This window comes from Thioalkalivibrio sp. ALE12, from assembly GCF_000381105.1.
Lineage (GTDB): Bacteria > Pseudomonadota > Gammaproteobacteria > Ectothiorhodospirales > Ectothiorhodospiraceae > Thioalkalivibrio.
Genome location: NZ_KB905909.1, coordinates 1 through 26,091, shown reverse-complemented (window position 1 = coordinate 26,091; position 26,091 = coordinate 1). Strand labels below are relative to the sequence as shown.

Below are 26,091 nucleotides of genomic sequence, written 5' to 3'. Positions count from 1 at the left end.
GCTATTCGGTCAGCGCTACCGAATTCTCGCGTTCAACATGGCCCCCGAAGGCATCCGGCACCACCTCGATCAGCCGGATCTGGGTGGGCGTGATTTCGACGATTTCGCCGTGGTTCTGTCCCATGTAGTTGCCTTCGGTTACCCGCTGGACCCCGCGGTCCGGGGTTCGGACCAGGGCATAGCGAACGCCATGCTGCTCCAGCGACCCGACCATGCGCAGGGAATCCAGCGGGAAGCCCTCGAGGAACTCGCGCGGGCGATCGGGATCGACCTCGGCATCACCCGGCTGCCCCTCGGCCGCCGCCAGCTCCGGCTGCGCGATTACCGACGAGTCAAACGGCGACCGCGTATGTCCGGGATAGAGGTACGGTTCGTGCGGGTCCAGGGTCGGGATCGGCTCGATCCCGCTCCCCGGGCGCTCCTTTACCTCGGCGATATAGCGCTCGAGGTCGCGGTTATCCTGGGTACAGCCGGAAAGCAGGAAGCCACCCGCCAGCACCAGGGCCAACCCGGGCCACACCACCTGCATGGAAGAATGCTTCATCAGTTCTCCTCCAGGTAGCGGTAGGTGCGGGCGACCGCATCCATCAGCAGGTCATTGTCGGAATCACCGGGACGGATATGCATGTTGTGCATGGTCACCACCCGAGGCAGGGCCGACACCCCGCTGACGAACTCGGCAAGGTCCTCGTATCCGCCGCGGACCCGCAGCCGGATCGGGACCTCGGCGTAGAAGTCACGGCGGTTCTCGCCGCGCGGCTCGAACAGCTCGATTTCCAGCCCCGCCTGCAATCCGGTCTGCGAGATGTCCACCAGCAGACTGGGGATCTCCGCGCTGCTGGGCAGCAGCTCGAGCAGGGAGGCGAACATGCGCTCCATCTCCTCCAGCTGGTCCTCGTAGGCCTGAAGGTTGGCGGCGCGCTGCTGTTTGTCCTCGAACTCGTCGCGCAGCTGCAGTTCACGGCTCTCCGCGCGCTCGAGATCCGTGCGCTGATCACCGATGAACAGGTAGTAGGACAGGCCGAGGATGGCCAGGACAATTACGACCAGGATCAGGCCCTTGACGCCCCAGGAGGCCTCCCCGATGTTGTTGAAGTCGATCTGGTTGAGTTCCTTGAGATCCATCAGGAATCCCCCTCTTCGGCATCCGGCCGGGTCTGCGTGGCATCCAGACGGAAGTCACGCACCTGGAGACGGCCCTCTTCCCGGGTCTCGATGATCTGCAGGTTGGAACTGCCCAGCCAGGGCGACGCGTCGATCCGGCGCATCAGCGCGGAGATCCGCGTGTTGGACTCGGAACGCCCGACCAGCCGGACATTCTCGCCCTCCTGACGAACCTCGCTGAGGAATGTGCCATCGGGCAGCGTCTCGACCAGCTGGTCAAACAGGTGGACCGCCTCGGGACGGCGGGCCTGCAGGGTCTGGATCACTTCCATGCGGGCGATAAGCGCCTCGCGCTGCTCGTCCAGATCTCGGATCCGGGCAATCTGGCGGTCCAGCTCGCGGATCTCGCTCTCCAGCATCTGGTTGCGCGACTGCTGATGGTCAATCAGCGCGCCCATGAAGCTGTAGCCGGCGAAGGCCAGCAGGACGCCGACCACGGCGGCGCCGCCGGCCGCACCGAAGAACTGCTTGCGCCGTTGCTCGCGGGCCTTCTCGCGCCAGGGAAGGAGGTTGATGTAGATCATGACGCATACCCCCGCATGGCCAGGCCACAGGCGGTCATCAGCGCCGGGGCATCATTGGCGAAGCGTTCCTGGTTGACCCGCTTGGCCAGCGCCATGCCGCGGAACGGATTGGCGATGGAGACCGGCGTGCCGGCAGCCTCCTCCAGCAGTTCGTCCACACCCGGGATGGCCGCACACCCGCCGCCCAGGAGGATGTGGTCGATGGTGTCCTGCGGGCGCGTGACGTAGAAGTACTGCAGCAGCCGCTGGATCTGGTCGACCATGGTCTGCTTGAAGGGCTCGAGGATGGAGCTGCCGTAGTCGGCCGGCAGGTCACCGCTCATCTTGGCGGACCCGGCTTCCTGATAGTTCATGCTGTAGCGGCGCATAATCTCCTCGGTAAGCATGCGACCGCCGAAATTCTGCTCGCGGGTGTAGACCACGCCCTCGTCCTGGCTGACGACGTACACCGCGGTGACCGAGGAGCCGACGTCCACCACCGCCACGATAGGCTTGCTTTCGCGATCGGGGATCTGCTCCATCAGGCGCTCGGCGGTGTGCTCGATCGCGTAGGCCTCGACGTCCACCAGCTCGGGGGTCAGCTTGGCGGCCTCGGCAATGGCCACGCGCGAATCGACGTTCTCGCGGCGCGAGGCCACCACGAGGACATCCACCATCTGCGGGTTCTTCTCGTTCTTGCCCAGGACCTGGAAGTCCAGGTTGACCTCTTCGAGGGTGTAGGGGATGTACTGATCGGCCTCCACGAAGACCTGGCCTTCGAGTTCCGCATCGCCCAGCGCGGCCGACATTTGAATGGTCTTGGTGATGACAGCGGAGGAGGGGACGGCCATCGCACAGTGCTTGAGTCGAGTCCCGGACCGCTTGACCGCCCGGGCCAGGGCATTGCCCACGGCCTCGGTGTCCTGACAGACCTTGTCGACCATCACCCCGTCCGGCAACGGCTCGACCGCGAAGGCCTCGACCCGGTACCCCTTACCCTGTCGCGCCAGCTCCAGCACCTTGACGGCTGCCGAGCTGATGTCCACGCCCAGGACCCCATGTTTGGATTTTCCGAGACTCAGCACACATCCCCCTGTATACCCCAACGAAAGTAACTGGTAGCGTTACAATCACGTATGCTAGCTCGTTCACAATATACACCGCGACTTCGAGGTTGCAAGTCGCATTGAATGCGACTTCTCACCTTGGCCTCACTTTTTTTGCTGTCATGAATCCGGTCTTTAAGATTATTACGGCGCTGCTGGCCCTGATTCTGGCAGCCGGTATCGGCCTGTCCGTCGCCCTGGCCGCCCTGTACGTTCACTACGCACCCACCCTCCCCGAGGCGGACGCCGTGCGGGACGTGCGCCTGCAGACACCCCTGCAGGTACGCAGCGCGGACGGACGCCTGATGGGCGAGTTCGCGGAAGAGCGGCGCATCCCGGTGCCGATCGACGCCATCCCGCAGCAGGTTCGCGACGCCTTTATCGCGGCCGAGGACGAGCGTTTCTACGATCATCCGGGCGTGGACGTGATGGGGCTGGCCCGGGCCGCGCTCAACCTCGTCTCCACCGGCGGCCAGCGCACCCAGGGCGGCAGCACGATCACCATGCAGCTGGCGCGCAACATCTTTCTTACGCGCGACCGCACGTATGAACGCAAGCTCCGCGAGATCTTCCTGGCCATCCGTCTGGAACAGGAAATGTCCAAGGACGAGATCCTCGAGCTGTATCTGAACAAGATCTATCTGGGCCAGCGGGCCTACGGTATCGAGGCTGCCTCGCGGGTCTACTTCGGCCGGTCGCTGGAGGATCTGGAACTGGACGAGATCGCCACCCTCGCGGCCCTGCCCAAGGCCCCCTCCACGACCAACCCGGTCGCCAGCCCCGAACGCGCCGAGATCCGCCGCAACTATGTGCTGCGACGGATGTTGGAGACCGGCGCAATCGACGAGGCCGCCTTCGAAACGGCGGTGTCGCGCCCGGTCCTGTCGGAACGCCACACCGCCGCGACCGAAATCGACGCCCACTGGGTCGCGGAGATGGCACGCCAGATGGTTGTGAACCTGTGGGGTGACGAGGCCTATCGCCGCGGGCTCCAGGTGCACACCACGATTGATTCCCGCCAGCAGGAAGCGGCCAATCAGGCCCTCCGGGAAGGATTGCTGGAATATGACGAGCGTCACGGTTTTCGCGGTCCGGAGATGCGCATTCCGGAGGCCACCCTGGACGATTCCGATGCCCGCGAACGGGCACTGAAGGCCATCGGCATCCACGGACGCCTGCTTTTTCCCGCAGTGATGCTGGGCCTGGACGAGGACGGGACCCTGCGGGTCGACGGTGGCCGCATCGGCGAGCAGACAATCCTGCCGGAGGACCGCGAATGGGCCGGATCGCCCGATTTCGCCCGCGGCGACGTCATCCGCATCCGCCCCTACACCGACGGGCGCTGGCGCCTGGCGCAGAAGCCGGAGGTTACCGGGGCCGTGATCGCGCAGGCCCCGGAGGACGGTGCCATCACAGCCCTGGCCGGCGGGTTCGATTTCTTCGAAAACCGCTACGACCGGACGACCCAGGCCCAGCGCCAGCCCGGCTCGGCCTTCAAGCCACTGGTGTACGCCCTCGCCCTGCGCGAGGGCTACCGCCCCGAAGGGACCGTCATCGACGCCCCGATGGTCTTCAACGACCCAGCGCTCGGGGCGGAATGGCGACCCCAGAACTACACCCGGCGCTTCCATGGCGAAACCACCCTGCGCGAGGCACTGGCCAACTCCCGCAACCTCGCGTCTATCCGGCTGCTGGACCGCCTGGGTACCGGGAACGTCCATCAGGAACTGACCCGCTTCGGCCTGGACCTGGAAACCCAGCCAAACAACCTGTCCATGGTCCTGGGCACGGGAACTCTGACCCCGCTGCAGCTCAACAACGCCTATGGGGTATTCGCCAGCGGCGGCCGCCTGAACAGCCCCTGGATCATCACCCGCATCGAGACCGTGGATGGCGAGGTGCTCTACGAGGCGCCCACCGAACGCGCCTGCCCGGCCCCCTGCTCCAGCCCCAGAGGGCAGGACCTGCCGCTGGTCGCGAGCAGCGGGCCCCTGCAGTACACTGACCCCACGCCGGTGCTGCAGCCCGGGGTCGCCTGGCAGATGAGCGAGATGCTGCACGGGGTGATCACCTCGGGCACCGGCCGGCGCGCCCTGGAACTCGGGCGCTCGGACCTGGCCGGCAAGACCGGCACCACCAACAACTACCGCGACGCATGGTTCGCCGGGTTCAACGCGGATCTGGTCGCGACCGCCTGGATCGGGTTTGACGACAATCGCGAACTGGGCCGGCGCGAGAGCGGCGGACGCGCGGCACTGCCGATCTGGACGCGCTTCATGGGGAGCGTTCTGGCGGATGAGCCGGAACGCCCGCTGGAGCGCCCCGACGACCTCGTGCGCGTCGCCATCCTGCCGAATGGCCAGCGCGCGCCCAGTGACAACACGCCGGGCGCGCGCAACCAGTGGCTACTGCCCCATCAGATCCCGGAGCGCGGCCACGTGATCCCGGGGAGCAACGGCGACAGCGGCAGTCAGCAACCCGAACTGGTGTTTTGATGGGCACCCCTTCGCGTATCCGCCAGGAACTGGCGCAGGAGGCCGCGCGCATCATGCTGGACGACGGCATCCGCGACTTTGCGCTCGCCAAGCGCAAGGCCGCCGAGCACCTGGGAGTGGACAACCGTCACGAGATGCCCGGCAATCTGGAGATCCAGGATGCCGCCATCGAGCGCAGCCGGCTGTTCGCCAGCCCGGCCAGCCGCGCTGCCTATCGGGAACGACTGGCGGCGGCCCTGATCGTGATGGAGCGCCTGCGCCATCTCGAGCCGCGCCTGGTCGGCCCCCTGCTCCAGGGCCTGGTCGAATCCCAGCCCCTGCTCAATCTGCATGGTTTTGCCGAGACCGTGGAGGAGGTGATCCTGGAACTGGGTGAACGGGGTATCCAGTGCGAGACCGGGGAACGCCGCTATCGCAGCCGTCAGGGCCGCGAGCAGCGCATTCCCTTCCTCGCCTTTCGCGGACCCGACGACACCGACGTGGAACTGACGGTCTTCCCGCTGGACGGGTTGCGCCAGTCGCCCCCCTCCCCGGTGGACGGGCGACCGATGCCCCGGGCCACGCGCGCGGAGGTAGAAAGGCTGCTGGCAGAGGCCGACGCCGAAGAAGCGCCGGCACCGGCGGACTGAGCGGGGCCTCAAGAGCAGGCGCCGCCAGCGAAAAGCGCGGTTCGTGGAATGCCTCGGCGGCCCGTCCGGGCCGCGGCGAGCCGGATGCCGCTATCGGCGGTAGTTCGTGACCGTATCCACCATCGCGGCGACGCGCTCGGGGTCGATCCCCGGGTGAACGCCATGACCCAGGTTGAAGACGTGGCCGGTATCGCGATCGAAGCCGTCCAGCACCCGCCGCGTCTCCTCGCGCACCACGGCCTCCGGCGCGTAGAGCACCGACGGGTCCAGATTGCCCTGCAACGCGACGCGGTCGCCGACCCGCCGGCTGGCCTCGCCGATCTCGATGGTCCAGTCCAGGCCCAGGGCATCCGCCCCGGTGTCGGCCATCGTCTCCAGCCAGGCACCGCCGCCCTTGGTGAACAGCGTCACCGGCACACGGCGACCGTCGTTCTCGCGGATCAGGCCATCGACGATGCGCTGCATGTAGGCCAGCGAAAACTCGCGATAAGCGCGCGGGGTCAGGGAACCGCCCCAGGTGTCGAAGATCATCACCGACTGGGCGCCGGCGCGGATCTGGGCGTTGAGGTAGTCGGTGACCGCGGTGGCCACCTTCTGCAGCAGGGCGTGCATCGCCTGCGGCTCGCCGTACATCAGACGCTTGGTCTCGGCGAAGTCGCGCGAGCCCTGGCCCTCGACCATATAGGTCGCCACGGTCCACGGGCTGCCGGCGAAGCCGATCAGCGGCACCTGGCCGTCCAGTTCGCGGCGGATCAGGCGCACCGCATCCATCACGTAGCGCAGTTCCTGCTCCGGGTCGGGCACCGGGAGGTTCTCGATCGCCTCCAGCGTGCGGACCGGCTCGCGGAATCGCGGGCCCTCGCCGGTCTCGAAGTACAGCCCCAGCCCCATCGCATCCGGAATGGTCAGGATGTCGGAAAACAGGATCGCGGCGTCCAGCGGGAACCGGCGCAGCGGCTGCATGGTGACTTCGCAGGCCAGCTCCGGGTTCTGGCAAAGGCTCATGAAGCTGCCGGCCTGCGCGCGGGTCTCGCGGTATTCCGGCAGATAGCGCCCGGCCTGGCGCATGATCCAGATCGGCGGACGGTCCACCGGCTCGCGCAACTGGGCCCGCAGGAGACGATCGTTTTTCAGGCTATTGGACATCGAAAGGCTCAGACGCCGAGGTATTCGAGGATGCCTTCGGCGGCCTCGCGGCCCTCGAAGACGGCGGTGACCACCAGGTCGGAGCCGCGCACCATGTCGCCGCCGGCAAACACCTTCGGGTTGCCGGTCTGGAAGGCATGCTCGCCCGCGGTCTGCACGCGCCCGCCCTCGTCGATACCGATCTTGTAGTCGGCAAACCAGTCCGAGGGCGACGGACGAAAGCCGAAGGCGATCAGCACCCGGTCGGCCGGGATCACGTGCTCCGAGCCGGGGACCGGTTCGGGACGGCGGCGGCCGCGTTCGTCCGGGGCACCCATCTGGGTGCGCACGACCTTCACGCCCTCCACCTTGCCGTCGCCGACGATCTCCACCGGCTGCACGTTGAATTCGAAGTGCACACCCTCTTCGCGCGCATGCACCACTTCCTTGCGCGAGCCGGGCATGTTCTCTTCGTCGCGCCGGTAGGCGCAGGTCACCGAGGCGGCGCCCTGGCGAATCGAGGTGCGGTTGCAGTCCATCGCGGTATCGCCGCCGCCCAGCACGACCACGCGCTGCCCGGCCATGTCGATGAACTCGCCGCCCTCTTCCTGCGGCCAGTTCATCACCTGGCGGATGTTGGAGATCAGGAACGGCAGGGCCGGATACACGCCCGGCAGGTCCTCGCCAGGAAAGCCGCCCTGCATCGCCGTGTAGGTGCCCATGCCGAGGAACACGGCATCGTATTCCTCCAGCAGGGCGTCCATCGCGATGTCGCGGCCGATCTCGGTATTCAGCCGGAACTCGACCCCCATGCCCTCGAGGATCTCACGGCGGGTGCGGATGACGTGCTTTTCCAGCTTGAACGGCGGGATGCCGAAGGTCAGCAGGCCACCGATTTCCGGATAGCGATCGAACACCACCGCCTGCACGCCGTTACGGGCCAGGATATCGGCGCAGCCCAGCCCCGCGGGGCCGGCGCCAATCACCGCGACCCGCTTGCCGGTCGCGGTGACGTCGGAGAGATCCGGGCGCCAGCCGGCCTTCAATGCCTCGTCGGTGATGTACTTCTCGACCGAGCCGATGGTGACCGCGCCGAAGCCGTCATTCAGGGTGCAGGCGCCCTCGCAAAGACGGTCCTGCGGGCACACACGGCCGCAGACCTCGGGCAGGGAGTTAGTCTTGTGCGAGAGCTCGGCCGCGGCAAACAGGTTGCCTTCCTCCACCAGCTTCAGCCAGTTGGGGATGAAGTTGTGGACCGGGCATTTCCATTCGCAATAGGGATTGCCGCAAGCCAGACAGCGGCCCGCCTGCTGCCCCGCGGTCGCCGGGTCGAACTGACCAATGATCTCGCCGAACTCGTGGATACGAATCTCGGCAGGGGTCTTCTGAGGGTCCTGGCGCGGCAGGTCCAGGAACTGCATCGGATTGGAAGCCATGGATCACTCGCTCCGACGGGAACCGGCGGCATGACGCCACGGGGTTCAACCGTTCATGCGTTCAGGAATGGTCCGTTTCGCTCAAACGAGCGTAACGGTCAAGAATGCCCCAGTGCGGACCGGACCTTCTGGCTCACCTGACCCATGTCGGCACGACCGAAGACCCGGGGCTTGAGTACGCCCATCACCTTGCCCATGTCGCCGGGGGCCGCGGCGCCGGTCTCGGCGATCGCCTCCTGCACCAGCTGATCGAGGGCCGCCGCATCCAGCGGCTCCGGCATGTATTCCTCAATGATGGCGATCTCGGCGGCCTCGCGCTCGGCGAGATCCTCGCGACCACCCTTCTGGTATTGATCGATGGAGTCGCGCCGCTGCTTGAGCATGCGATTGAGGATTGCCAGAACGGTGTCGTCGTCGGCCTCGCGCCGCTCGTCGACCTCGAACTGCGACACCTCGGCCTGAATCATGCGCAATGCCGCCAGGCGGTCCTTCTCCCGGGCCCGCATGGCCTGCTTCACGTCATCCTGCAACCGGGCCTTGAGCGACATGGTCGGGTCCTCGGGTCCGGGCAGCTACCCGGACAGGGGTTCAGTACAGGCGCACCCGACGGGTCATGTCGCGGGAGTTCTTCTTAAGCTGGCGCTTCACCGCGGCCGCGGCCTTGCGCTTGCGCTCGGTGGTCGGCTTTTCGTAGTACTCGCGGCGGCGGACTTCCGCGACCACGCCGGCCTTCTCGCAGGTGCGCTTGAAACGGCGCAGGGCGACCTCGAAGGGCTCATTCTCACGAACTCGTACGTGCGGCATACAATCTCCGAAACGGATGCTGGATCTTTTCGATCAAAAACAACAAAACCGGCCGCCAACACTCCGGGCGACCATGCAGAACTCCCTATGGTAATCCAACCCGCACCAATTGCAAAAGTCCGTGAAGCGATCCGCAGCACGGCGCATGCCCGGCTTACGCCATCATCGGCCCGCACGCTATGATGGCGTACATGGAAAGCCTCAATGTCGAACTGGGCGAGCGCGCCTACCCGATCCACATCGGGCCGGGCATGCTGGCCGCCCCGGAACACCTGCGCCCGGCGCTGGCGGGCCGGCGCGTCGCGGTGGTGACCAACACCACCGTGGGCCCCCTGTACGGCGACGCCCTGCGCCGCAGCCTCGCGGCCTGCGACCTTGACGGCGAGCCGTTGTGGATCGAACTGCCCGACGGCGAACAGCACAAGACGCTGGCCACGGTGGAAAGCATCCTGACCCGGCTGCTGGAGGCTCGCCTGGACCGGGGCAGCCGGATTGTCGCCCTCGGCGGCGGCGTGGTCGGCGACATCGCCGGGTTTGCCGCCGCCATCTACCAGCGCGGCATCGACTTTGTGCAGGTGCCGACCACCCTGCTCGCCCAGGTCGACTCCTCCGTGGGCGGCAAGACCGGGGTCAACCACCCGCTGGGCAAGAACATGATCGGCGCCTTCCACCAGCCGCGCGCGGTCGTGATCGACACCGACACCCTGAAGACCCTGCCCCGGCGCGAGCTGCAGGCCGGCCTGGCCGAGGTCATCAAGTACGGCCTGATCCGCGACGCCGACTTCTTCGCCTGGCTGGAGGAGCACATCGACGCCCTCGGCGCGCTGGATCCGGAGGCGCTGGCCCACGCCATTCGCCGTTCCTGCGCCTGCAAGGCCGAGATCGTCGCCGCCGACGAGCGCGAGGGCGGCATCCGCGCCCTGCTGAACCTGGGCCATACCTTCGGCCACGCGATCGAGGCCGGCATGGGCTATGGCGCCTGGCTGCACGGGGAGGCCGTCGGCACCGGCATGGCCATGGCCGCACGCATGTCGGAGCGCATGGGCTGGCTGGACCGCGCCGGCCGCGAACGCGCGGAGGCCCTGATCCGACGCGCCGGCCTGGCCCTGGAGCCCCCGGCCGAGGTCACCCCGGAGCGCTTCCGCGAATTGATGGCCATCGACAAGAAGGTCGCCAGTGGCCGCCTGCGGCTGGTCCTGCTGCGCGGCATTGGCGAGGCCGTGCTGACCGACGCATTCGATCCGGCGGCCCTGGACCATACCCTGCGCGAGCATGCCCGTGTCGCCTGAGGCCATGACCACGCCCGGCAGCCTCACACCGGGACTGGCACCCTGGGCCTACGATCCCGCGCACTCGCGCGGGCGCGCCAAGGCGGAGCCCGCCCCCCGCCACCGCAGCGACTTCCAGCGCGATCGCGATCGCATCGTGCACTCCAGCGCCTTTCGCCGCCTGGAGTACAAGACCCAGGTCTTCATCAGCCACGAGGGCGACCTGTTCCGCAACCGTCTGACCCACTCGCTGGAGGTCGCGCAGATCGGGCGCTCGATCGCGCGCGCCCTGCAACTGAACGAGGACCTGGTCGAAGCCATCGCCCTGGCGCATGACCTCGGCCACACGCCGTTCGGGCACGCCGGGCAGCACGCCCTGAATGCCTGCATGCGCGAGCACGGCGGCTTCGAGCACAACCTGCAGTCCCTGCGCATCGTCGATCTGCTGGAGCGCCACTACGCCGAGTTCGACGGCCTCAACCTGACCTTCGAGACGCGCGAGGGCATCCTCAAGCACTGCTCGCCCGAAAAGGCCCGCCAGCTGGGCGAGGTCGGGGTGCGCTTCCTGCAGAAGGAACAGCCGAGCCTGGAGGCCCAGCTCGCCAACGTGGCCGACGAGATCGCCTACAACAATCACGACGTCGACGACGGCCTTCGCTCCGGCCTGCTCACCATGGACCGCCTCGCCGAGGTCACCCTGTTCCGCGACTGCCGCGAGAAGGTCCAGGCCCGCTATCCGGATCTGGATCCACGGCGAACCCAGCACGAGACCGTGCGCCGCATGATCGACACCCTGGTCAGCGACCTGATCGGGAGCAGCCAGGCGGCCATCGACCGCCACCGCCCGCAGTCCGCCGATGACGTCCGCCGCGCCGGGGAGGCCCTGATCCGCTTCAGCCCGGAGGTGGCCGAGCAGGCGCGTGAACTCAAGGGCTTCCTGCGCGAGAACCTCTACCATCACCATCAGGTCCACGGGGTCATGCACAAGGCACGTCAGCTGATCCACGACCTGTTCGCCGCGTTCGAGTCCGAGCCCCGCTTGATGCCCGAGAACTTCCAGCGCCACGCGGACGCAATCGCCGCGCATGATCCGCACGCCCTGCAACGCGCCATCGCCGACTACATCGCCGGCATGACCGACCGCCACGCCATCCGCGAACACCACCGCCTGTTCGACCTGGGCACGCTGACCTGAGACCGAATCCGATGGCGCTTTCCGAACAATGCCTGGAACAACTCGGCCTGCACGCGCCGCCGTTTGACGACGCCCCCGACGAGACCTTCATCTACAGCGACCCGCTGCTGGACGGCCAGCTGGAATCGGCACGGGCTGCTCTGAACGGCCCCGGGGCGGTCGTCCTGATGACCGGGGAGAACGGCTCCGGACGCAGCCTGCAGCTGATGCGGCTGCTGGCCATGCTGCCCGACCCGTTCGAGCTGATTGCCTTCCGCGCACGGATCAATACCCAGTTCGAATCGGTGGACAACACCATTCGCAACTACCTGCGCTCGCAGAACGCGGACGACCCCGACCGCCCCCTGACCGAATTGCTGGCCGACCGCGTCGCCGACGGCGTCGACCCGGTCATTGCTATGGACGACGCCCACCTGGTGGGGACCGACATCGTCAACAATCTGATGCGGATGCGCAGCGAGGTCCTCGCCAAGCACGGCCGCGCCCCGCGCATCATCCTGGTGGGGTCCGGCGGCCTGCTGCGCCGCCGCCTGTACCTGCCCGATCCCTCCGACGAGGATCAGGTCACCCGAGTCAGCCTGCGCGCCTTCAACCTGGAACAGACCGCGGCCTACCTGCGCCACCGCCTGCAGGCGGCGGGCCTGACCGACCCCGACCGCCTGCTGGACGCGGACGCCATTGCCCACCTGCAGACCACCAGCCAGGGCCTGCCGGGCAACCTCAACCGCGAGGCCAACAGCTTCCTCGAACGCCAGTGCCGCAGCGAGCGCCGGGCCAGCGCCGCGGCGACCACCGGCAGCGCCGCGCCCGGCGTGGCCGCAGGGGACGCCGCCGAGGTCGATACCCCCGACCCGGAACCGGACACAGAAGAACCGGCCTTTCACGCCGCTCGCAGGGAGCCCGAGCCGACCCCCGAGCCCGCCCCGGACCCGGAACCGAGCCTCCGGGCGAGCCGCGACGACGAGGACTTCACGCCCGCGGCCGAAGCCCTGTCCACCTCCACCGCCGAGCCTCCCGCCCCGGAGAGCTCCGCGAGCGAGCCGGGCAGCATTGCGGCCGACGACCGTATCCCCGAGCCCCCGGCACCGGAAAACGCCGCGTTCTGGAACCAGCGCTGGTTCGTACCCGCCGTCGCCATCACCGTGGCACTGGGGATCGCCGCACCGGTCGCCTGGCAACTGCTGGAGGGCGAGCCCGCGCCCGCCGACAGCGAGATCATCGAGCTACCCCTGCCCGAACCGCGCGTCACCGAGGCCGAGCCCGAACCCAGGCCCGAGCCGGCGCCCGCGCACGATGACGAGATCGCCGTGGCCGACCCGCTGGATCTGCCCCCGCCGGCCGCGGCCGAACCGTCCGCGCCCGGGACCGACTCCCCGGAACCGGCCGCAGAAGCACCCGAACCCGAACCTGAACCCACCGCAGAAGCCGGTGACGCAGAACCCGCTCCGGAGCCGGAGCCAGCACCCGAGCCGGAGCCAACCCCCGAGCCCGCACCGGAACCGGCGCCAGAGCCGGAACCGGAACCCGAGCCGGAACCCGCCGCCGAAGCACCGGCCGTGGACGACGCCGACGCCGCGCGTCTGGCCAGTGACCGCGACTGGCTGAACAACCAGGACGGCAGCGCCACGACCATCCAGCTGCTGGCCGCGCCGAACATGGAGGCCGCACGCGCATACGCGGACCAGCACGATCTGGGTGCCATCCGCTACATCCCGACCCGGGTCAACAACCGCGACTTCGTGGTCATCCTGGCCGGAGTCTTCTCCGACCGGGCGGCCGCCCAGCGCGCCGCCGAGGACCTGCCGGCCGCAGTGCGCAACGACGAGCCCTGGATCCGCTCCATCGGCTCGGTCCAGAACGCCGTCCGTGACTGACCTGGGACAGGCCCCTTACTCACCACGAAGCACACGAAAAAGATCAAGGGCGATTCACAGGAAGAAGAGAAGGTCGGAAGGTAGACAGGAGCTGAGGGGCTCGTTGCTGGACACAGGTGGTTGCTACTTGATGTTGAGCGCAGCCAAAAATCAGTAACCCTTCCTGCCTTCCAATCTTCCTGTGAACGCTTTATCAGGGTTTCTTTTTGGCTTCGTGGTTCGCGCCCTGCCGGACTTTAACCTGCGCGGGTGTCGTGTCTTTTTGACCGGGCCCGGTTTGCCGGGAGAATGGCGGTTCGCTATATTCCTGCGCCTTTTTTCGTGTTCTTGTTCCCAGGGACGGCCCTGACCCACGTACCGCGCCCGCGCAAGGCCCTGCGCGCTGCGACCGGAGTTCACCGATGCGACAGAACCAACTGAACGGCACCCTCTACCGCCCCGAATTCGAGCGCGACAACTGCGGCTTCGGCCTCATTGCGCACATGGACGGCGTCGCCAGCCACTGGGTGGTGGACACGGCAATCAAGGCACTGGAACGCATGACCCACCGCGGCGCGATCGCCGCGGACGGCAAGACCGGCGATGGTTGCGGGCTGCTGATGAAGGCCCCCGAGGCCTTCCTGCGCACCCTGGCCTCGGAGTCGAACATCGAGCTGGCCGAGCGCTTCGCCGCCGGTATCGTGTTCATCAACCCGGAAAAGATCGCCGAGACGCGTGCCGCCGTGGAGAACGCGATCGAGCGCGGCCCGCTTACGCTTGCCGGCTGGCGCGAGGTCCCGGTCAACCCGGAAGACGCCTGTGGTGCCGAGGCCCTGAAGAGCCAGCCGCACATCCTGCAGGTGTTCATCAACGCCCCGGCCGACATGGACGGCGATGACTTCGAGCGCGCCCTGTTTGTGGTACGCCGCCGCGCCGAGATCGCGATGGGCGACGACCCGGTGTTCTACGTGCCGAGCCTGTCCGCGCGCGTGGTCTCCTACAAGGGCCTGGTGATGCCGGAAAACCTGCCGGTGTTCTACCGCGACCTGCAGCGCCCGGAGCTGGAGACCGCGATCTGCGTGTTCCACCAGCGCTTCTCCACCAACACCTTCCCGCAGTGGGGCCTGGCGCAGCCGTTCCGCTTCCTCGCCCACAACGGCGAGATCAACACCGTGCAGGGCAACCGCAACTGGGCGGTCGCACGCCAGCACAAGTTCGCCACCGAGAAGCTGCCGGAACTGGCCGAACTGGAGCCGCTGGTCAACCTGGAAGGCTCCGACTCGCAGAGCCTGGACAACATGCTCGAGGTCCTCCTGGCCGGCGGCATGGACCTGTTCCGCGCGATGCGCCTGCTGGTCCCGCCGGCGTGGCAGAACGTCGCGCACATGGACTCCGACCTGCGCGCCTTCTACGAATACAACTCCATGCACATGGAGCCCTGGGACGGCCCGGCCGGGATCGTGCTGACCGACGGCCGCTACGCCGCCTGCACCCTGGACCGCAACGGCCTGCGCCCGGCGCGCTATGTGATCACCAAGGACCGCCACATCACCCTGGCCTCCGAGATCGGCGTGTACGACTACGCCCCGGAGGACGTGGTCGCCAAGGGCCGCCTGAAGCCCGGGCAGATGCTGGCCGTGGATACCGAATCCGGCGAGCTGCTCCATCCCGAGGACGTCGACCGCATCAACCGCACGCGCCAGCCCTACCGCCAGTGGCTGCGCGCCCACGAGAAACACCTGAAGAGCCAGCTGGACGACAACCAGCTGTTCTCCGGCGAGCCGATGCCGGCCGAGCGCCTGGAGACCTACGAAAAGCTGTTCGACGTGACCTTCGAGGAGCGCGACCAGATCCTGCGCGTGCTGGCCGAGGCCGGTCAGGAGGCCGTGGGCTCGATGGGCGACGACACCCCGTTCGCGGTGCTGTCGCAGCACACCCGCTCACTGTACGACTACTTCCGCCAGCAGTTCGCCCAGGTCACCAACCCGGCGATCGACCCGCTGCGCGAGAGCATCGTGATGTCGCTGGAGACCTGCTTCGGCCGCGAGCAGAACCTGTTCGAGGAGACCCCGGACCACGCCCACCGCCTGGTATCCGACTCCCCGGTGCTGTCCGAGGCCAAGTTCCGCGAACTGTGCAACCAGACCGAGGACGCCTTCCGCGTCGAGCGCATGGACCTCAACTACGACGTCCATGCCGGCTCCCTGGAAGACGCCGTGAAGGCCCTGACCGCAAACGCAGTCGAGGCCGTGCGCGGCGGTGCCGTGGTGCTGGTGCTGTCGGACCGCGGCATCGACCCGGAACGCCGCCCGATCCCGGCCGCGCTGGCCGTGGGCGCGGTGCATCACGCGCTGATCCGCGCCAAGCTGCGCACCGACGCGAACATCGTCGCCGAGACCGCCACCGTGCGCGACCCGCACCACTTCGCGGTCCTGCTCGGCTTTGGGGCCACCGCGATCTACCCGTACCTGGCCTACTCCGCGCTGCACGGCATGTGCGAATCCGGCGAGATCCCGAACGCCGACCCGCTGACCCTGGCGCAGAACTACCGCCGCGGCATCAACAAGGGCCTGTTCAAGATCTTGTCGAAGATGGGCATCTCCACCATCGCCAGCTACCGCGGCGCGCAGCTGTTCGAGATCGTCGGCCTGGCCGACGAGGTCGTGGACACCTGCTTCACCGGCACCACCAGCCGCATCAAGGGCACCCGCTTCGCCGATATCGAGGCGGACCTGGAGACGCTGTCCAGGCGCGCCTGGAACCCGCGCAAGAGCGCCGGCCAGGGCGGCCTGCTGAAGTACGTCCACGGTGGCGAGTACCACGCCTACAACCCGGACGTGATCCAGACCCTGCACCGCGCCGTGCAGTCCGGCGACTACGGCGTGTACCAGGAATATGCAGACCTGGTGAACGAACGCCCGGTGACCGTGCTGCGCGACCTGCTGAAGGTCCGCGACGACATCGAGCCGATCGCGCTGGACGAGGTCGAGCCCGAGGCCGAGATCCTGCCGCGCTTCGACTCCGCTGGCATGAGCCTGGGCGCGCTGTCGCCGGAGGCCCACGAGGCCCTGGCCACCGCGATGAACCGCCTAGGCGGGCGCTCCAACTCCGGCGAGGGCGGCGAGGCCGTCTCCCGCTACGGCACCGAGCGCATGTCCAAGATCAAGCAGGTGGCCTCCGGCCGCTTCGGCGTGACCCCGCACTACCTGGTCAACGCCGAGGTGCTGCAGATCAAGGTTGCCCAGGGCGCGAAGCCCGGCGAGGGCGGCCAGCTGCCGGGCCACAAGGTCAACAAGATGATCGCGGAGCTGCGCTACTCGAATCCGGGCGTGGCCCTGATCTCGCCGCCGCCGCACCACGACATTTACTCCATCGAGGACCTGGCGCAGCTGATCTTCGACCTCAAGCAGGTCAATCCGGATGCGCTGGTCTCGGTGAAGCTGGTCTCCGAGGCCGGGGTTGGCACGATCGCCGCCGGCGTGGCCAAGGCCTACGCCGACCTGATCACCATCTCCGGTTACGACGGCGGCACCGGCGCCAGCCCGCTGACCTCGGTGAAGTACGCCGGCACCCCGTGGGAGCTGGGCCTGACCGAGACCCACGCGACCCTGCGCGGCAACGACCTGCGCGACAAGGTGCGGCTGCAGACCGACGGCGGCCTGAAGACCGGCCTCGACGTGATCAAGGCGGCGATCCTGGGTGCGGAGAGCTTCGGCTTCGGCACCGGCCCGATGGTCGCGCTGGGCTGCAAGTACCTGCGGATCTGCCACCTGAACAACTGCGCAACGGGTGTCGCCACGCAGGACAAGGTGCTGCGCATGAACCACTTCATCGGCCTGCCCGAGATGGTCATGCACTACTTCCAGTTTGTCGCCCGCGAGACCCGCGAGTGGATGGCGAAGCTGGGCGTGCGCAGCCTGACGGATCTGATCGGCCGTACCGATCTGCTGGAGATCCTGCCGGGCGAGACGCCGAAGCAGCAGCACCTGGACCTGAACGGCCTGCTGGCCAGCGGCGACCTCGCCGACAAGCCACGCTTCTGCAAGGAGCCGAAGAACGAGCCGTTCGACAAGGGCGAGCTGGCCGAGAAGATGGTCGCCGAGATGCTCGAGGCGATCGAGAACAAGGCCGGTGGCGAGTACCGTTTCGACGTTGCCAACACCGACCGCTCGATCGGCGCGCGCCTGTCCGGCGAGATCGCCAAGCGCCACGGCAACCAGGGCATGTCCGATGCCCCGATCACCGTGCGTATGAAGGGCACGGCCGGGCAGAGCTTCGGCGTCTGGAACGCCGGCGGCCTGCACCTGTACCTGGAAGGCGATGCCAACGACTACGTCGGCAAGGGCATGACCGGCGGCAAGCTGGTGATCCGCCCGCCGGAAGGCTCGGGCTTCGCCAGCCAGGACACCACCATCATGGGCAACACCTGCCTGTATGGCGCGACCGGCGGCAAGCTGTTCGCCGCCGGCCAGTGCGGCGAACGCTTCGGGGTGCGCAACTCCGGCGCGATCGCCGTGGTGGAAGGCATCGGCGACCACGGCTGCGAGTACATGACCGGCGGCGTGATGGTGGTGCTGGGCAACACCGGCATCAACTTCGGCGCGGGCATGACCGGCGGCTTCGCGTTCGTGCTGGACCGGGAGAACGACTTCCCGGACCGCATCAACAACGAGCTGATCGACCTGCACCGCCTCGACACCGAGGACATGGAGGCGCACCGCAACTATCTCGAGGAACTCATCACCGAGTTCGTGCACGAGACGGACAGCGCCTGGGGCCGCGAGATCCTGGAACGTTTCGACGACTACCAGGGCTCGTTCTGGCTGGTGAAGCCCAAGGCCTCCGAACTCCGGGGCCTGCTGGCCAACCTGCGCCAGGCCGCCTGACCCGCCACCCGGCGGCACGACGACGCGGGCCCCTCACGGGGCCCGTTTTGTTTTGGCCCGTCTCAGTGCGGAACCGAGGCGTTTGGAGAACCGTCGGGCAAGCCGATACTCCTGCTAGACTCGAGGCCATGGAAACGAGAGCCGAAATTGCGGATATCCGGCGCACGCTGGAACAACATCCGGAACTGGAGCTGGCCATCCTGTTCGGATCGCTGGCTCGCAGCGGCGCACGGTTCGACAGCGACCTCGACCTCGCCGTCAGCGCCGGATCGCCTCTGGATACCCAGGCACGCATCGAGCTGATCGATGCCCTGGCCGCGGCCACCGGGCGTCCGGTGGACCTCGTGGACCTGACTCAGGCGGGCGAACCCCTGCTGGGCGAGATCATGACTCGGGGCATCCGCGTGCTTGGCAGCGACGAGACCCACGCGCGCTACCTGACCCGTCACCTGATCGAGCAGGCCGATTTCCTGCCCTACCGTAATCGCATCCTGGCCGAGCGGAGAGACGCGTGGACCCGCGCGTAGTCGAGCAGAAACTCGAGACCCTACGGTACTGCGTTAACCGGGTCAGCCAGCGTTGCCCCGCCACGGCCGAGGAACTGGCCCGGGACCCGGACACTCAGGACATCATTGCCCTGAACTTGTCGCGCGCCGTGCAGCAATGCGTAGACATCGGGGCACACCTGGTCACCTCGCTCGACCTCCCGCCGCCCAACACCATGGGCGAGACGTTCGACCGCCTCGTCGAAGGCGGCGTGATCGAGCAGACCCTGGCCGAGCGACTCAAGAAGGCGGTCGGCTTCCGCAACATCGCCGTGCACAACTACGAACGCATCAACTGGGACATCACCCACTCGGTCTGCTCCCGGCATCTGGATGATTTTCGGGCCTTCGCACGCTTGGTTTCCGACCGCATCTGACCCACAAGCCGCGGCAGCCGGTATCATCCGGATACCCCCACGGCTCAGGCACCCCAGCAGACCCCCATGGCAGGCCTCATTCCACAGGCATTTATCGACGAGCTGCTCGAGCGCAGCGACATCGTCGAGGTGATCCAGCGCCGCGTGAGCCTGAAGAAGGCCGGGCGCGAGTTCGCCGCCTGCTGTCCGTTCCACGGCGAGAAGACGCCGTCGTTCTATGTCTCGCCGCAAAAACAGTTCTATCACTGCTTCGGCTGCGGGGCGCACGGCACGGCCATCAGCTTCCTGATGGAGTACGAGAACCTGAGCTTCCCCGAGGCGGTGGAGCAGCTGGCCGAACAGGCCGGACTGGAGGTCCCGCGCGAGGCCGGAGGGGACGACAAACGCGAGGCCCACGCCCCGCTGTACGAGGCCCTCAACGCGGCCGCCGACTACTACGTGCAGCAGCTGCGCCAGACGCCGAAGGCAGTCGAATACCTGAAAAACCGTGGCATCGACGGCACCACGGCCCGCGACTACCAGATCGGCTGGGCCCCGCCCTCGGGCCTGATCGAGGCCCTCAAGCCCCGCTTCACCCCGCAGCAACTGGTGGATGCCGGGCTGGCCGCGCGCCGCGACGACGGTGGCATCCGCGAGCGCTTCCGCGCGCGCATCATGTTCCCGATCCGCGACCGGCGCGGGCGCATTACCGGCTTCGGCGGGCGCCTGATTGAAGACGGCGAGCCGAAGTACCTGAACAGCCCGGAGAGCGAGGTCTTCCACAAGGGACAGACCATCTACGGCCTTTTCGAGGCCCGCAAGGCCGGCACCCGACTGGATGACATCGTGGTGGTCGAGGGCTACATGGACGTGGTCGGGCTGGCCCGCGCCGGTTTTCGCCGAGCGGTGGCCTGCATGGGCACCGCCCTGACCCGCGCCCACCTGGACAGCCTGTTCCGCCAGGTCTCGCGCATCACCCTGTGCTTCGACGGCGACGCCGCCGGGCGCCGCGCGGCCTGGCGCTCGCTGGCCGAGGCCCTGCCCGCGATCCAGGGCCTGCGCGAGGTGCGCGTGTTGTTCCTGCCCGAGGGGGACGACCCCGACAGCCTGGTGCTGCGTGACGGCCTCGCCGGCTGGGAGGAACGGCTGGCCGGTGCCCTGCCCCTGTCCGAGACGCTGGTCCGGCTGCTGCGCGAGGAACACCCGACCGACACCGCCGAGGGCCGCACCCGCTTCGCGCATGCCGCGATGAAGCTGGTTGCCACCACGCGCGATCCCCTGTTCCGCGACCAGCTGGTCGAGCGCATCGCCGAGGAGACCCATCTGAGCCACGAGCGCCTGGAACAGGTCTTGTCCGAGCAGCCCCCCGAACCCGCCCGCGCGACGGCCTCGGGTTCGGGGGGCGATCTCCCGGCCAACCCCGCCACCAGCCGGGCACCCCGCGGCGAAAGCCCGCCGGCCCTGTGGGGCGCCCTGCTGGCGCGTGTCCTGCAACATCCGGAACTCGACTGGTCGCAGCCGGAGATCCGCCAGCTCGTCGAACTGCCCGGCGTGGCCGCGGCCACCCTGCGCGAGCTCCTCGCCGCCCTGGACGAAAACCCCGAACGGCATACCGCCGGGCTGCTGGAACGCTTCCGCGAGGAACGCCACTTCCAGCGCCTGATGGCCCTGGCCCACCAGGCCCTGGAGGACGGCGAGGTGGCCGTCACCCGGCAGACGGCGCTGGACTGCGCCCGCCAGCTCCTGCGCCAGCACTACCGTTCGCGAATTCGTGAACTGACTCGCCCCGGCACCGAACTGGGGACGGAACAACGCGCCGAGCTCGCCCGTCTTACCGAGCAGCTGCAGCGATTCGACCGGCCGCAATAGCCAGCCCGGGCCTTGAAGCGGACGCGATTGCCCGCATTGTTCAGACAGCCGGAGGGCGCCACATGGCGCGCCGCGCAAGGCCTTGACCGCAATCAGCGTCCGGCAACCGGCAATATAAGAATCTTCTGCTACAATACAGGATTGATTTTTCTGCGCCCCAATTTCCTAGAGCCGTCCTGTAGCGGCTCGACCAAGCACCTCGGAGTACGACCGCAATGAATCGTGAAGAGCAGCAATCCCAGCTCAAGGAACTGATTGCCAAGGGCAAGGAGCAGGGATACCTCACGTATACCGAGGTGAACGACCACCTGCCCGACTCGATCATCGACTCCGACCAGGTCGAGGACATCATCGCGATGATCAACGACATGGGCATCGCGGTGCACGAGCAGGCCCCGGACGCCGACAGCCTGCTGCTGTCCGACGGCTCCGTCTCCGCCGACGAGGACGCCGAAGATGCCGTGGCCGCGCTTGCCTCGGCCGATTCCGATTTCGGTCGCACCACCGACCCCGTGCGCATGTACATGCGCGAGATGGGCACGGTCGAGCTGCTGACCCGCGAAGGCGAGATCCGCATTGCCAAGCGCATCGAGGAAGGCCTGATGCAGGTTCTGTTCGCGCTGGCTCACCACCCGGGCGCGATCGAACGACTGATCCACGAGTACGACCAGATCGTCGAAAACAACGGTCGCCTGACCGATCTGGTGGTCTCCTTCATCGACCCGAACGACCACGCCAACGGCGAGGCCGTGGCCCGCGGCCTGGTGACTCCGGAACAGGCGCAGAAGGCCCAGGACGAGCAGAAGGCAGCCGCTGCGGCGGCTGCCGAGCAGCAGGCCAGCGCCGAGCTGGATGCCATCGTCGACGAGGTGGAGGACGCCGAGGAAGACGAAGAAGCCGCCGAACCGGTCGACACCGGTCCGGACCCGGAAGAGGCCCGCGAACGTTTCGAGAAGCTGCGCAAGCTGCACGCCAAGGCCCACAAGGCCTTCGAGAAGGGCAACCGCGAGGCCTACGCCGTCGCGCGCGAGGCCACCGCCAAGTACTTCATGGAGTTCAAGCTGGTCCCGCGCATGGTCGACCAGCTGACCACGCAGCTGCACGGCAGCATCGACCAGATCCGCCGCCACGAGCGCCGTATCATGGCGCTGGCCGTGGAACAGGCGCAGATGCCGCGCAAGACCTTCATCGACAGCTTCCCCAAGAACGAGACCAACCTCGACTGGATCAAGGAAGCCTGCAAGGCCAAGGGCAAGTACACCACCGCCCTCGCCGAGCACGAGGACGAGATCGTGCGCCTGCAGAAGAAGCTCGCCGAGATAGAGCACGAGGCCAGCCTGAACATCTCCGAGATCAAGGAGATCAACCGCCGCATGTCCATCGGCGAGGCCAAGGCCCGCCGCGCCAAGAAGGAGATGGTCGAGGCCAACCTGCGCCTGGTGATCTCCATCGCCAAGAAGTACACCAACCGCGGCCTGCAGTTCCTCGACCTGATCCAGGAAGGCAACATCGGCCTGATGAAGGCGGTGGACAAGTTCGAATACCGTCGCGGCTACAAGTTCTCGACCTACGCCACCTGGTGGATTCGCCAGGCCATCACCCGCTCCATCGCGGACCAGGCCCGGACCATCCGTATCCCGGTGCACATGATCGAGACCATCAACAAGCTCAACCGCGTCTCCCGCCAGATGCTGCAGGAGATGGGCCGCGAGGCCACGCCGGAAGAGCTGGCCGAGCGCATGGAGATGCCCGAGGACAAGATCCGCAAGGTGCTGAAGATCTCCAAGGAACCGATCTCCATGGAGACCCCGATCGGCGACGACGAAGACTCCCACCTGGGCGACTTCATCGAGGACGAAAAGGTCGCCTCGCCGTCGGATTCCGCCGCGCAGGAAAGCCTCACCGAGGCCACCCGCGAGATCCTCTCCACGCTGACCCCGCGCGAGGCCAAGGTCCTGCGCATGCGCTTCGGCATCGACATGAACACCGACCACACCCTCGAGGAGGTCGGCAAGCAGTTCGACGTCACCCGCGAGCGCATCCGTCAGATCGAGGCCAAGGCCCTGCGCAAGCTGCGTCACCCGACCCGCGCCGAACTGCTGCGCACCTACACCGACGCCGAGTAACCGGCGTCCCGGCCGGACGGCCGGAACCTGCCCTGCCGCTGCGGCGCCATCTCTCCCTTTCCGGGTAGAATGGCGCCGCAGTCGTTTGTACCCTCCCCGAATACGGGCCTGTAGCTCAGTTGGTTAGAGCAGGGGACTCATAATCCCTTGGTCGTCGGTTCGAGTCCGACCGGGCCCACCACATTTTCCGATAGTTACGAAACGTGGCTGCACGCTCCACAAACTTGTAGGTACCATGTAGGCGAGTATTTCGTTTCCTCGGGCGTCCAGTCGGGAATGCCACCCCATGTACAACAGGTTCCACCATGGGCACTATGTGGATTCTGTTGGTGTCGCCCAAGTATAGGCTAGACGAACACAGCCCGAGAAAATGCGTCCACTACACTCAATAAGCGCTGAAAACTTTCTGAGCCTGAATGACGTTCAGGTTGAGCTGAGGGATCTCAATGTCCTCGTCGGGCCGAATGCGGCCGGAAAGACCAATCTTCTCAAGGTCATCCAGTTTCTTGGTGACACTGTCCGGACTGACCTGCTTCCCGCGATTGAGAGTCACGGTGGTTTCGAGGCGTTGCGTTTTAGAGGCGCTCGCGGCAAGTCCACATCAAGCAGCAATAGGATAAAGATTGGCATCAAGGCGCAAGTTACCACTTACGCCAGCGCCAACGCGCCTGATGAATACGGGCTCACCTTTTGGCAACGTCGGGTTCGCTCGGCAAAGTCAGGCGATGAAAAAAAAATATTAGCTCGCATCGAGAATCTCCAATTTAAGAGGACGCAAGGCCGCGGGCGACGCATCACCGTTCGAGGCGGAAAAGTGACCATCGACGATGGGGCTCGCACGGACTCTGACCAACAAGAACTAGGTCTTGCCTCCCGTTCGTCGGGGCTTTCCACACTTCGACGTCTTGGGCGCAACGCAGGCGCGATCCAAGTTGACGAACTTGCCAAGTTATTCGAAACCTTTCGGGTTTTTGAGGTAGATGGTTGGGCAGCACGCCGCCCCTCTCGAGAGACGACCACATCGCGTTTGGAGTCGGACGGCAGCAATGTCGCCGCCTTTCTTTCATGGTTGTCGGTGGCCCATCCAGAGACATTTGACCTGTTGAAGGATGACCTGAGTACGATAGTCCCCGGGATCATCGACCTTGAGCTTCACCCCATTGGCGGCAGCCAGGAAGGTGTCGAAATCCGGATTGTGGAGGAGTCTCTCACTGGCACGACACCCTTGGGTGCGGCCTCATTCGGGACCGTAAGGGCCATCGCGATTCTGGCTATGCTGCATGACCCGAATCCACCGCTACTGACGTGCGTAGAAGAAATTGACCATGGATTGCACCCACACGCGCTAGATCGCATCGTAGAGCGCATGCGCGACGCCAAGGAGCGCACGCAGCTTATCGTCGTCACGCATTCTCCGGCGTTAGTAAATCGTCTAGACCCTTCTGAGCTAATCGTCTGCGAGCGCAATCATCTCGGTGAATCGGTGATTCCGGCAATTGATCCCGAGCTCGTCGCAGAAATGACCGATTCCACAGAGCTTGATCTGGGAGAACTTTGGTTTTCTGGCGCACTTGGTGGTGTTCTTTGAAGCACAGGAAGAAGGATAAAAAGGAGCGAAAGCGACCTCCTGTAATCTTGATATTCGGTGAGGACCAAAACGACACAGAGTCGCTCGCGTGGCTTACGCACGCGCTGCGGAATGACTTGCCACGCCCCCAACCTCGGCGCAAGCCTCAAGTGCTCGTTAGGGGGAGGGAAGAGGCTAAGGCGCGCAAGAACGCCATTGGAATTGCTGAATTCATAAAGGCCGAGCGCTGCGCGCGGGATGTTCTTTTTGTCATAGCTCACGAAGACTGCGACAACGTGGAACCCGCCCATGAAGTGCTTTCCTCTCGAATCGAAAGACTACTTTCTGAGGAAGGAGTAAACGCCATAGCCGCGACCCCTGCCTGGGAACTCGAGGCGTGGTGGTTCTTGTGGCCCGAAGCTGTTCGGTCAGTCAACAGAAAGTGGCGCGATCCGTCACGTTCAGGGTCAAACGTCGGCCTGATTCAACACGCAAAAGAAGAGCTTCGGCGAGCCCTGCGCCCACAGCGCTCTACCACAAGAGACTACCGGGAGAGCGACTCCCGGGAGATAGCGAAGATGGTGTACGAGCTCGGATTGGTAGACGCGCGTGATGCCACTAGCGACTCGTTTGCTCGGTTTTCTGAATCGATTAGAAGCTGGGGAAGATCGTAACCGCATCCAAGCGAATCCCGGGGTCTACCTTTGGATTTCGCAGGCCGGCGAAGGGTGTTGAGGTGTTCTAGACTCGAGACGGCGGCGGAGGTGTGGCTTGTGGGGTCCGCACTCCGCTTGGACGTGCTCGGTTCTGAAATGCCGCCTTCGCCGCCCCTGCATCATCCGGAGCGTCCCACGTGGATGGTGCCCACTCTTCTGGAGTGATGGCTGAAAGGTAGACGAGACGCCGGATGAGTTTTGGCGTCGGATCTTGCCTGGAGGTCACCGCTATGGATACCCCTCTTCTTGTAGCCGTGGATGTCGGCAGTCGTTTCCACCAAGTGGCGGTCGGCGATGGTACGGGACATGTGCTGGACGAGTTCCGCATCGATCACGAACCGTCTGGATTTACAGCGTTCTTCGAACGAGTGGAACGCCATCGTCGGTCGCCGGACCAGAGGGTCCAGGTGGCGATGGAAGGTTACAACGGCTGGGCACGCCCGCTGGA

19 protein-coding genes, 1 tRNA gene and 1 pseudogene are annotated in these 26,091 nt (G+C 66.3%); 13 read left to right on the top strand and 8 right to left on the bottom strand.

The window, feature by feature from the left end; genetic code table 11:
* Position 1 precedes the first annotated feature (1 nt).
* The 4 genes from F614_RS0108860 to F614_RS0108845 are packed head-to-tail and all read right to left on the bottom strand — an operon-like array spanning position 2 to position 2,752.
* Complete coding sequence (locus F614_RS0108860) at positions 2-544, bottom strand: pilus assembly protein PilP (protein WP_018865589.1); 543 nt, start codon at positions 542-544, stop codon at positions 2-4.
* On the bottom strand, positions 544-1,125 hold the full coding sequence (locus F614_RS0108855) for a type 4a pilus biogenesis protein PilO (RefSeq protein ID WP_018865588.1): 582 nt from the start codon (positions 1,123-1,125) through the stop codon (positions 544-546). The genes F614_RS0108860 and F614_RS0108855 overlap by 1 nt, the downstream gene beginning before the upstream one ends.
* Positions 1,125-1,688 (bottom strand): PilN domain-containing protein, encoded by a 564-nt coding sequence (locus F614_RS0108850; protein ID WP_018865587.1) that lies wholly within the window; start codon positions 1,686-1,688, stop codon positions 1,125-1,127. The genes F614_RS0108855 and F614_RS0108850 overlap by 1 nt, the downstream gene beginning before the upstream one ends.
* On the bottom strand, positions 1,685-2,752 hold the full coding sequence (locus tag F614_RS0108845; protein WP_018876524.1) for a pilus assembly protein PilM: 1,068 nt from the start codon (positions 2,750-2,752) through the stop codon (positions 1,685-1,687). The genes F614_RS0108850 and F614_RS0108845 overlap by 4 nt, the downstream gene beginning before the upstream one ends.
* 143 nt (positions 2,753-2,895) lie before the next feature.
* Here F614_RS0108845 and F614_RS0108840 point away from each other — a divergent pair, with 143 nt between their 5' ends.
* Together F614_RS0108840 and F614_RS0108835 are read left to right on the top strand one after the other, a co-directional pair.
* Complete coding sequence (locus F614_RS0108840; RefSeq protein WP_019558736.1) at positions 2,896-5,268, top strand: penicillin-binding protein 1A; 2,373 nt, start codon at positions 2,896-2,898, stop codon at positions 5,266-5,268.
* Complete coding sequence (locus tag F614_RS0108835; protein WP_018880273.1) at positions 5,268-5,897, top strand: hypothetical protein; 630 nt, start codon at positions 5,268-5,270, stop codon at positions 5,895-5,897. Before F614_RS0108840 ends, F614_RS0108835 begins: the two co-directional genes overlap by 1 nt.
* Before the next feature lie 90 nt (positions 5,898-5,987).
* Here the strand turns inward: F614_RS0108835 and hemE are convergent, their stop codons facing one another.
* The 4 genes from hemE to rpsU all read right to left on the bottom strand — a co-directional run bounded on the left by hemE (position 5,988) and on the right by rpsU (position 9,262).
* Positions 5,988-7,043, bottom strand: coding sequence for a uroporphyrinogen decarboxylase (gene hemE / locus F614_RS0108830; protein WP_019558735.1), 1,056 nt, complete (start codon positions 7,041-7,043; stop codon positions 5,988-5,990).
* Between the two features lie 8 nt (positions 7,044-7,051).
* Positions 7,052-8,458: an FAD-dependent oxidoreductase gene (locus F614_RS0108825; protein WP_018865582.1), complete on the bottom strand. Its 1,407-nt coding sequence runs from the start codon at positions 8,456-8,458 to the stop codon at positions 7,052-7,054.
* Between the two features lie 98 nt (positions 8,459-8,556).
* Positions 8,557-9,006, bottom strand: coding sequence for a GatB/YqeY domain-containing protein (locus tag F614_RS0108820; RefSeq protein ID WP_018876527.1), 450 nt, complete (start codon positions 9,004-9,006; stop codon positions 8,557-8,559).
* 40 nt (positions 9,007-9,046) lie between these two features.
* On the bottom strand, positions 9,047-9,262 hold the full coding sequence (gene rpsU / locus F614_RS0108815) for a 30S ribosomal protein S21 (protein ID WP_012981683.1): 216 nt from the start codon (positions 9,260-9,262) through the stop codon (positions 9,047-9,049).
* 179 nt (positions 9,263-9,441) lie between these two features.
* Between rpsU and aroB the strand changes: the two genes are divergently transcribed.
* The 11 genes and pseudogenes from aroB to F614_RS14990 form a co-directional block, all read left to right on the top strand.
* Positions 9,442-10,551, top strand: a complete 1,110-nt coding sequence (gene aroB / locus F614_RS0108810; protein WP_026329839.1) for a 3-dehydroquinate synthase — start codon at positions 9,442-9,444, stop codon at positions 10,549-10,551.
* 4 nt (positions 10,552-10,555) lie between these two features.
* A complete protein-coding gene (locus tag F614_RS0108805) occupies positions 10,556-11,725 on the top strand; it encodes a deoxyguanosinetriphosphate triphosphohydrolase (protein WP_019558733.1) in 1,170 nt (389 codons plus the stop codon).
* Positions 11,726-11,736: 11 nt separating this feature from the next.
* Positions 11,737-13,599 (top strand): SPOR domain-containing protein, encoded by a 1,863-nt coding sequence (locus F614_RS0108800; RefSeq protein WP_026329838.1) that lies wholly within the window; start codon positions 11,737-11,739, stop codon positions 13,597-13,599.
* A 401-nt stretch (positions 13,600-14,000) separates the two neighbouring features.
* Positions 14,001-18,464 (top strand): glutamate synthase large subunit, encoded by a 4,464-nt coding sequence (gene gltB / locus F614_RS0108795; RefSeq protein WP_019558732.1) that lies wholly within the window; start codon positions 14,001-14,003, stop codon positions 18,462-18,464.
* Between the two features lie 128 nt (positions 18,465-18,592).
* Complete coding sequence (locus F614_RS0108790) at positions 18,593-18,991, top strand: nucleotidyltransferase family protein (RefSeq protein WP_018865577.1); 399 nt, start codon at positions 18,593-18,595, stop codon at positions 18,989-18,991.
* Entirely contained in the window at positions 18,976-19,386 is a 411-nt protein-coding gene (locus F614_RS0108785) for a DUF86 domain-containing protein (RefSeq protein WP_019558731.1), read from the top strand. Before F614_RS0108790 ends, F614_RS0108785 begins: the two co-directional genes overlap by 16 nt.
* A gap of 66 nt (positions 19,387-19,452) precedes the next feature.
* Positions 19,453-21,234, top strand: a complete 1,782-nt coding sequence (dnaG, locus tag F614_RS0108780) for a DNA primase (RefSeq protein ID WP_019558730.1) — start codon at positions 19,453-19,455, stop codon at positions 21,232-21,234.
* 215 nt (positions 21,235-21,449) lie between these two features.
* Positions 21,450-23,360 (top strand): RNA polymerase sigma factor RpoD, encoded by a 1,911-nt coding sequence (gene rpoD / locus F614_RS0108775; protein ID WP_018865574.1) that lies wholly within the window; start codon positions 21,450-21,452, stop codon positions 23,358-23,360.
* A 104-nt stretch (positions 23,361-23,464) separates the two neighbouring features.
* A tRNA-Ile gene (locus tag F614_RS0108770) sits at positions 23,465-23,541 on the top strand.
* Between the two features lie 189 nt (positions 23,542-23,730).
* A complete protein-coding gene (locus F614_RS14520) occupies positions 23,731-24,948 on the top strand; it encodes an AAA family ATPase (protein ID WP_081619702.1) in 1,218 nt (405 codons plus the stop codon).
* 925 nt (positions 24,949-25,873) lie between these two features.
* Positions 25,874-26,091, top strand: a pseudogene (locus F614_RS14990) (IS110 family transposase); the annotation flags it as partial.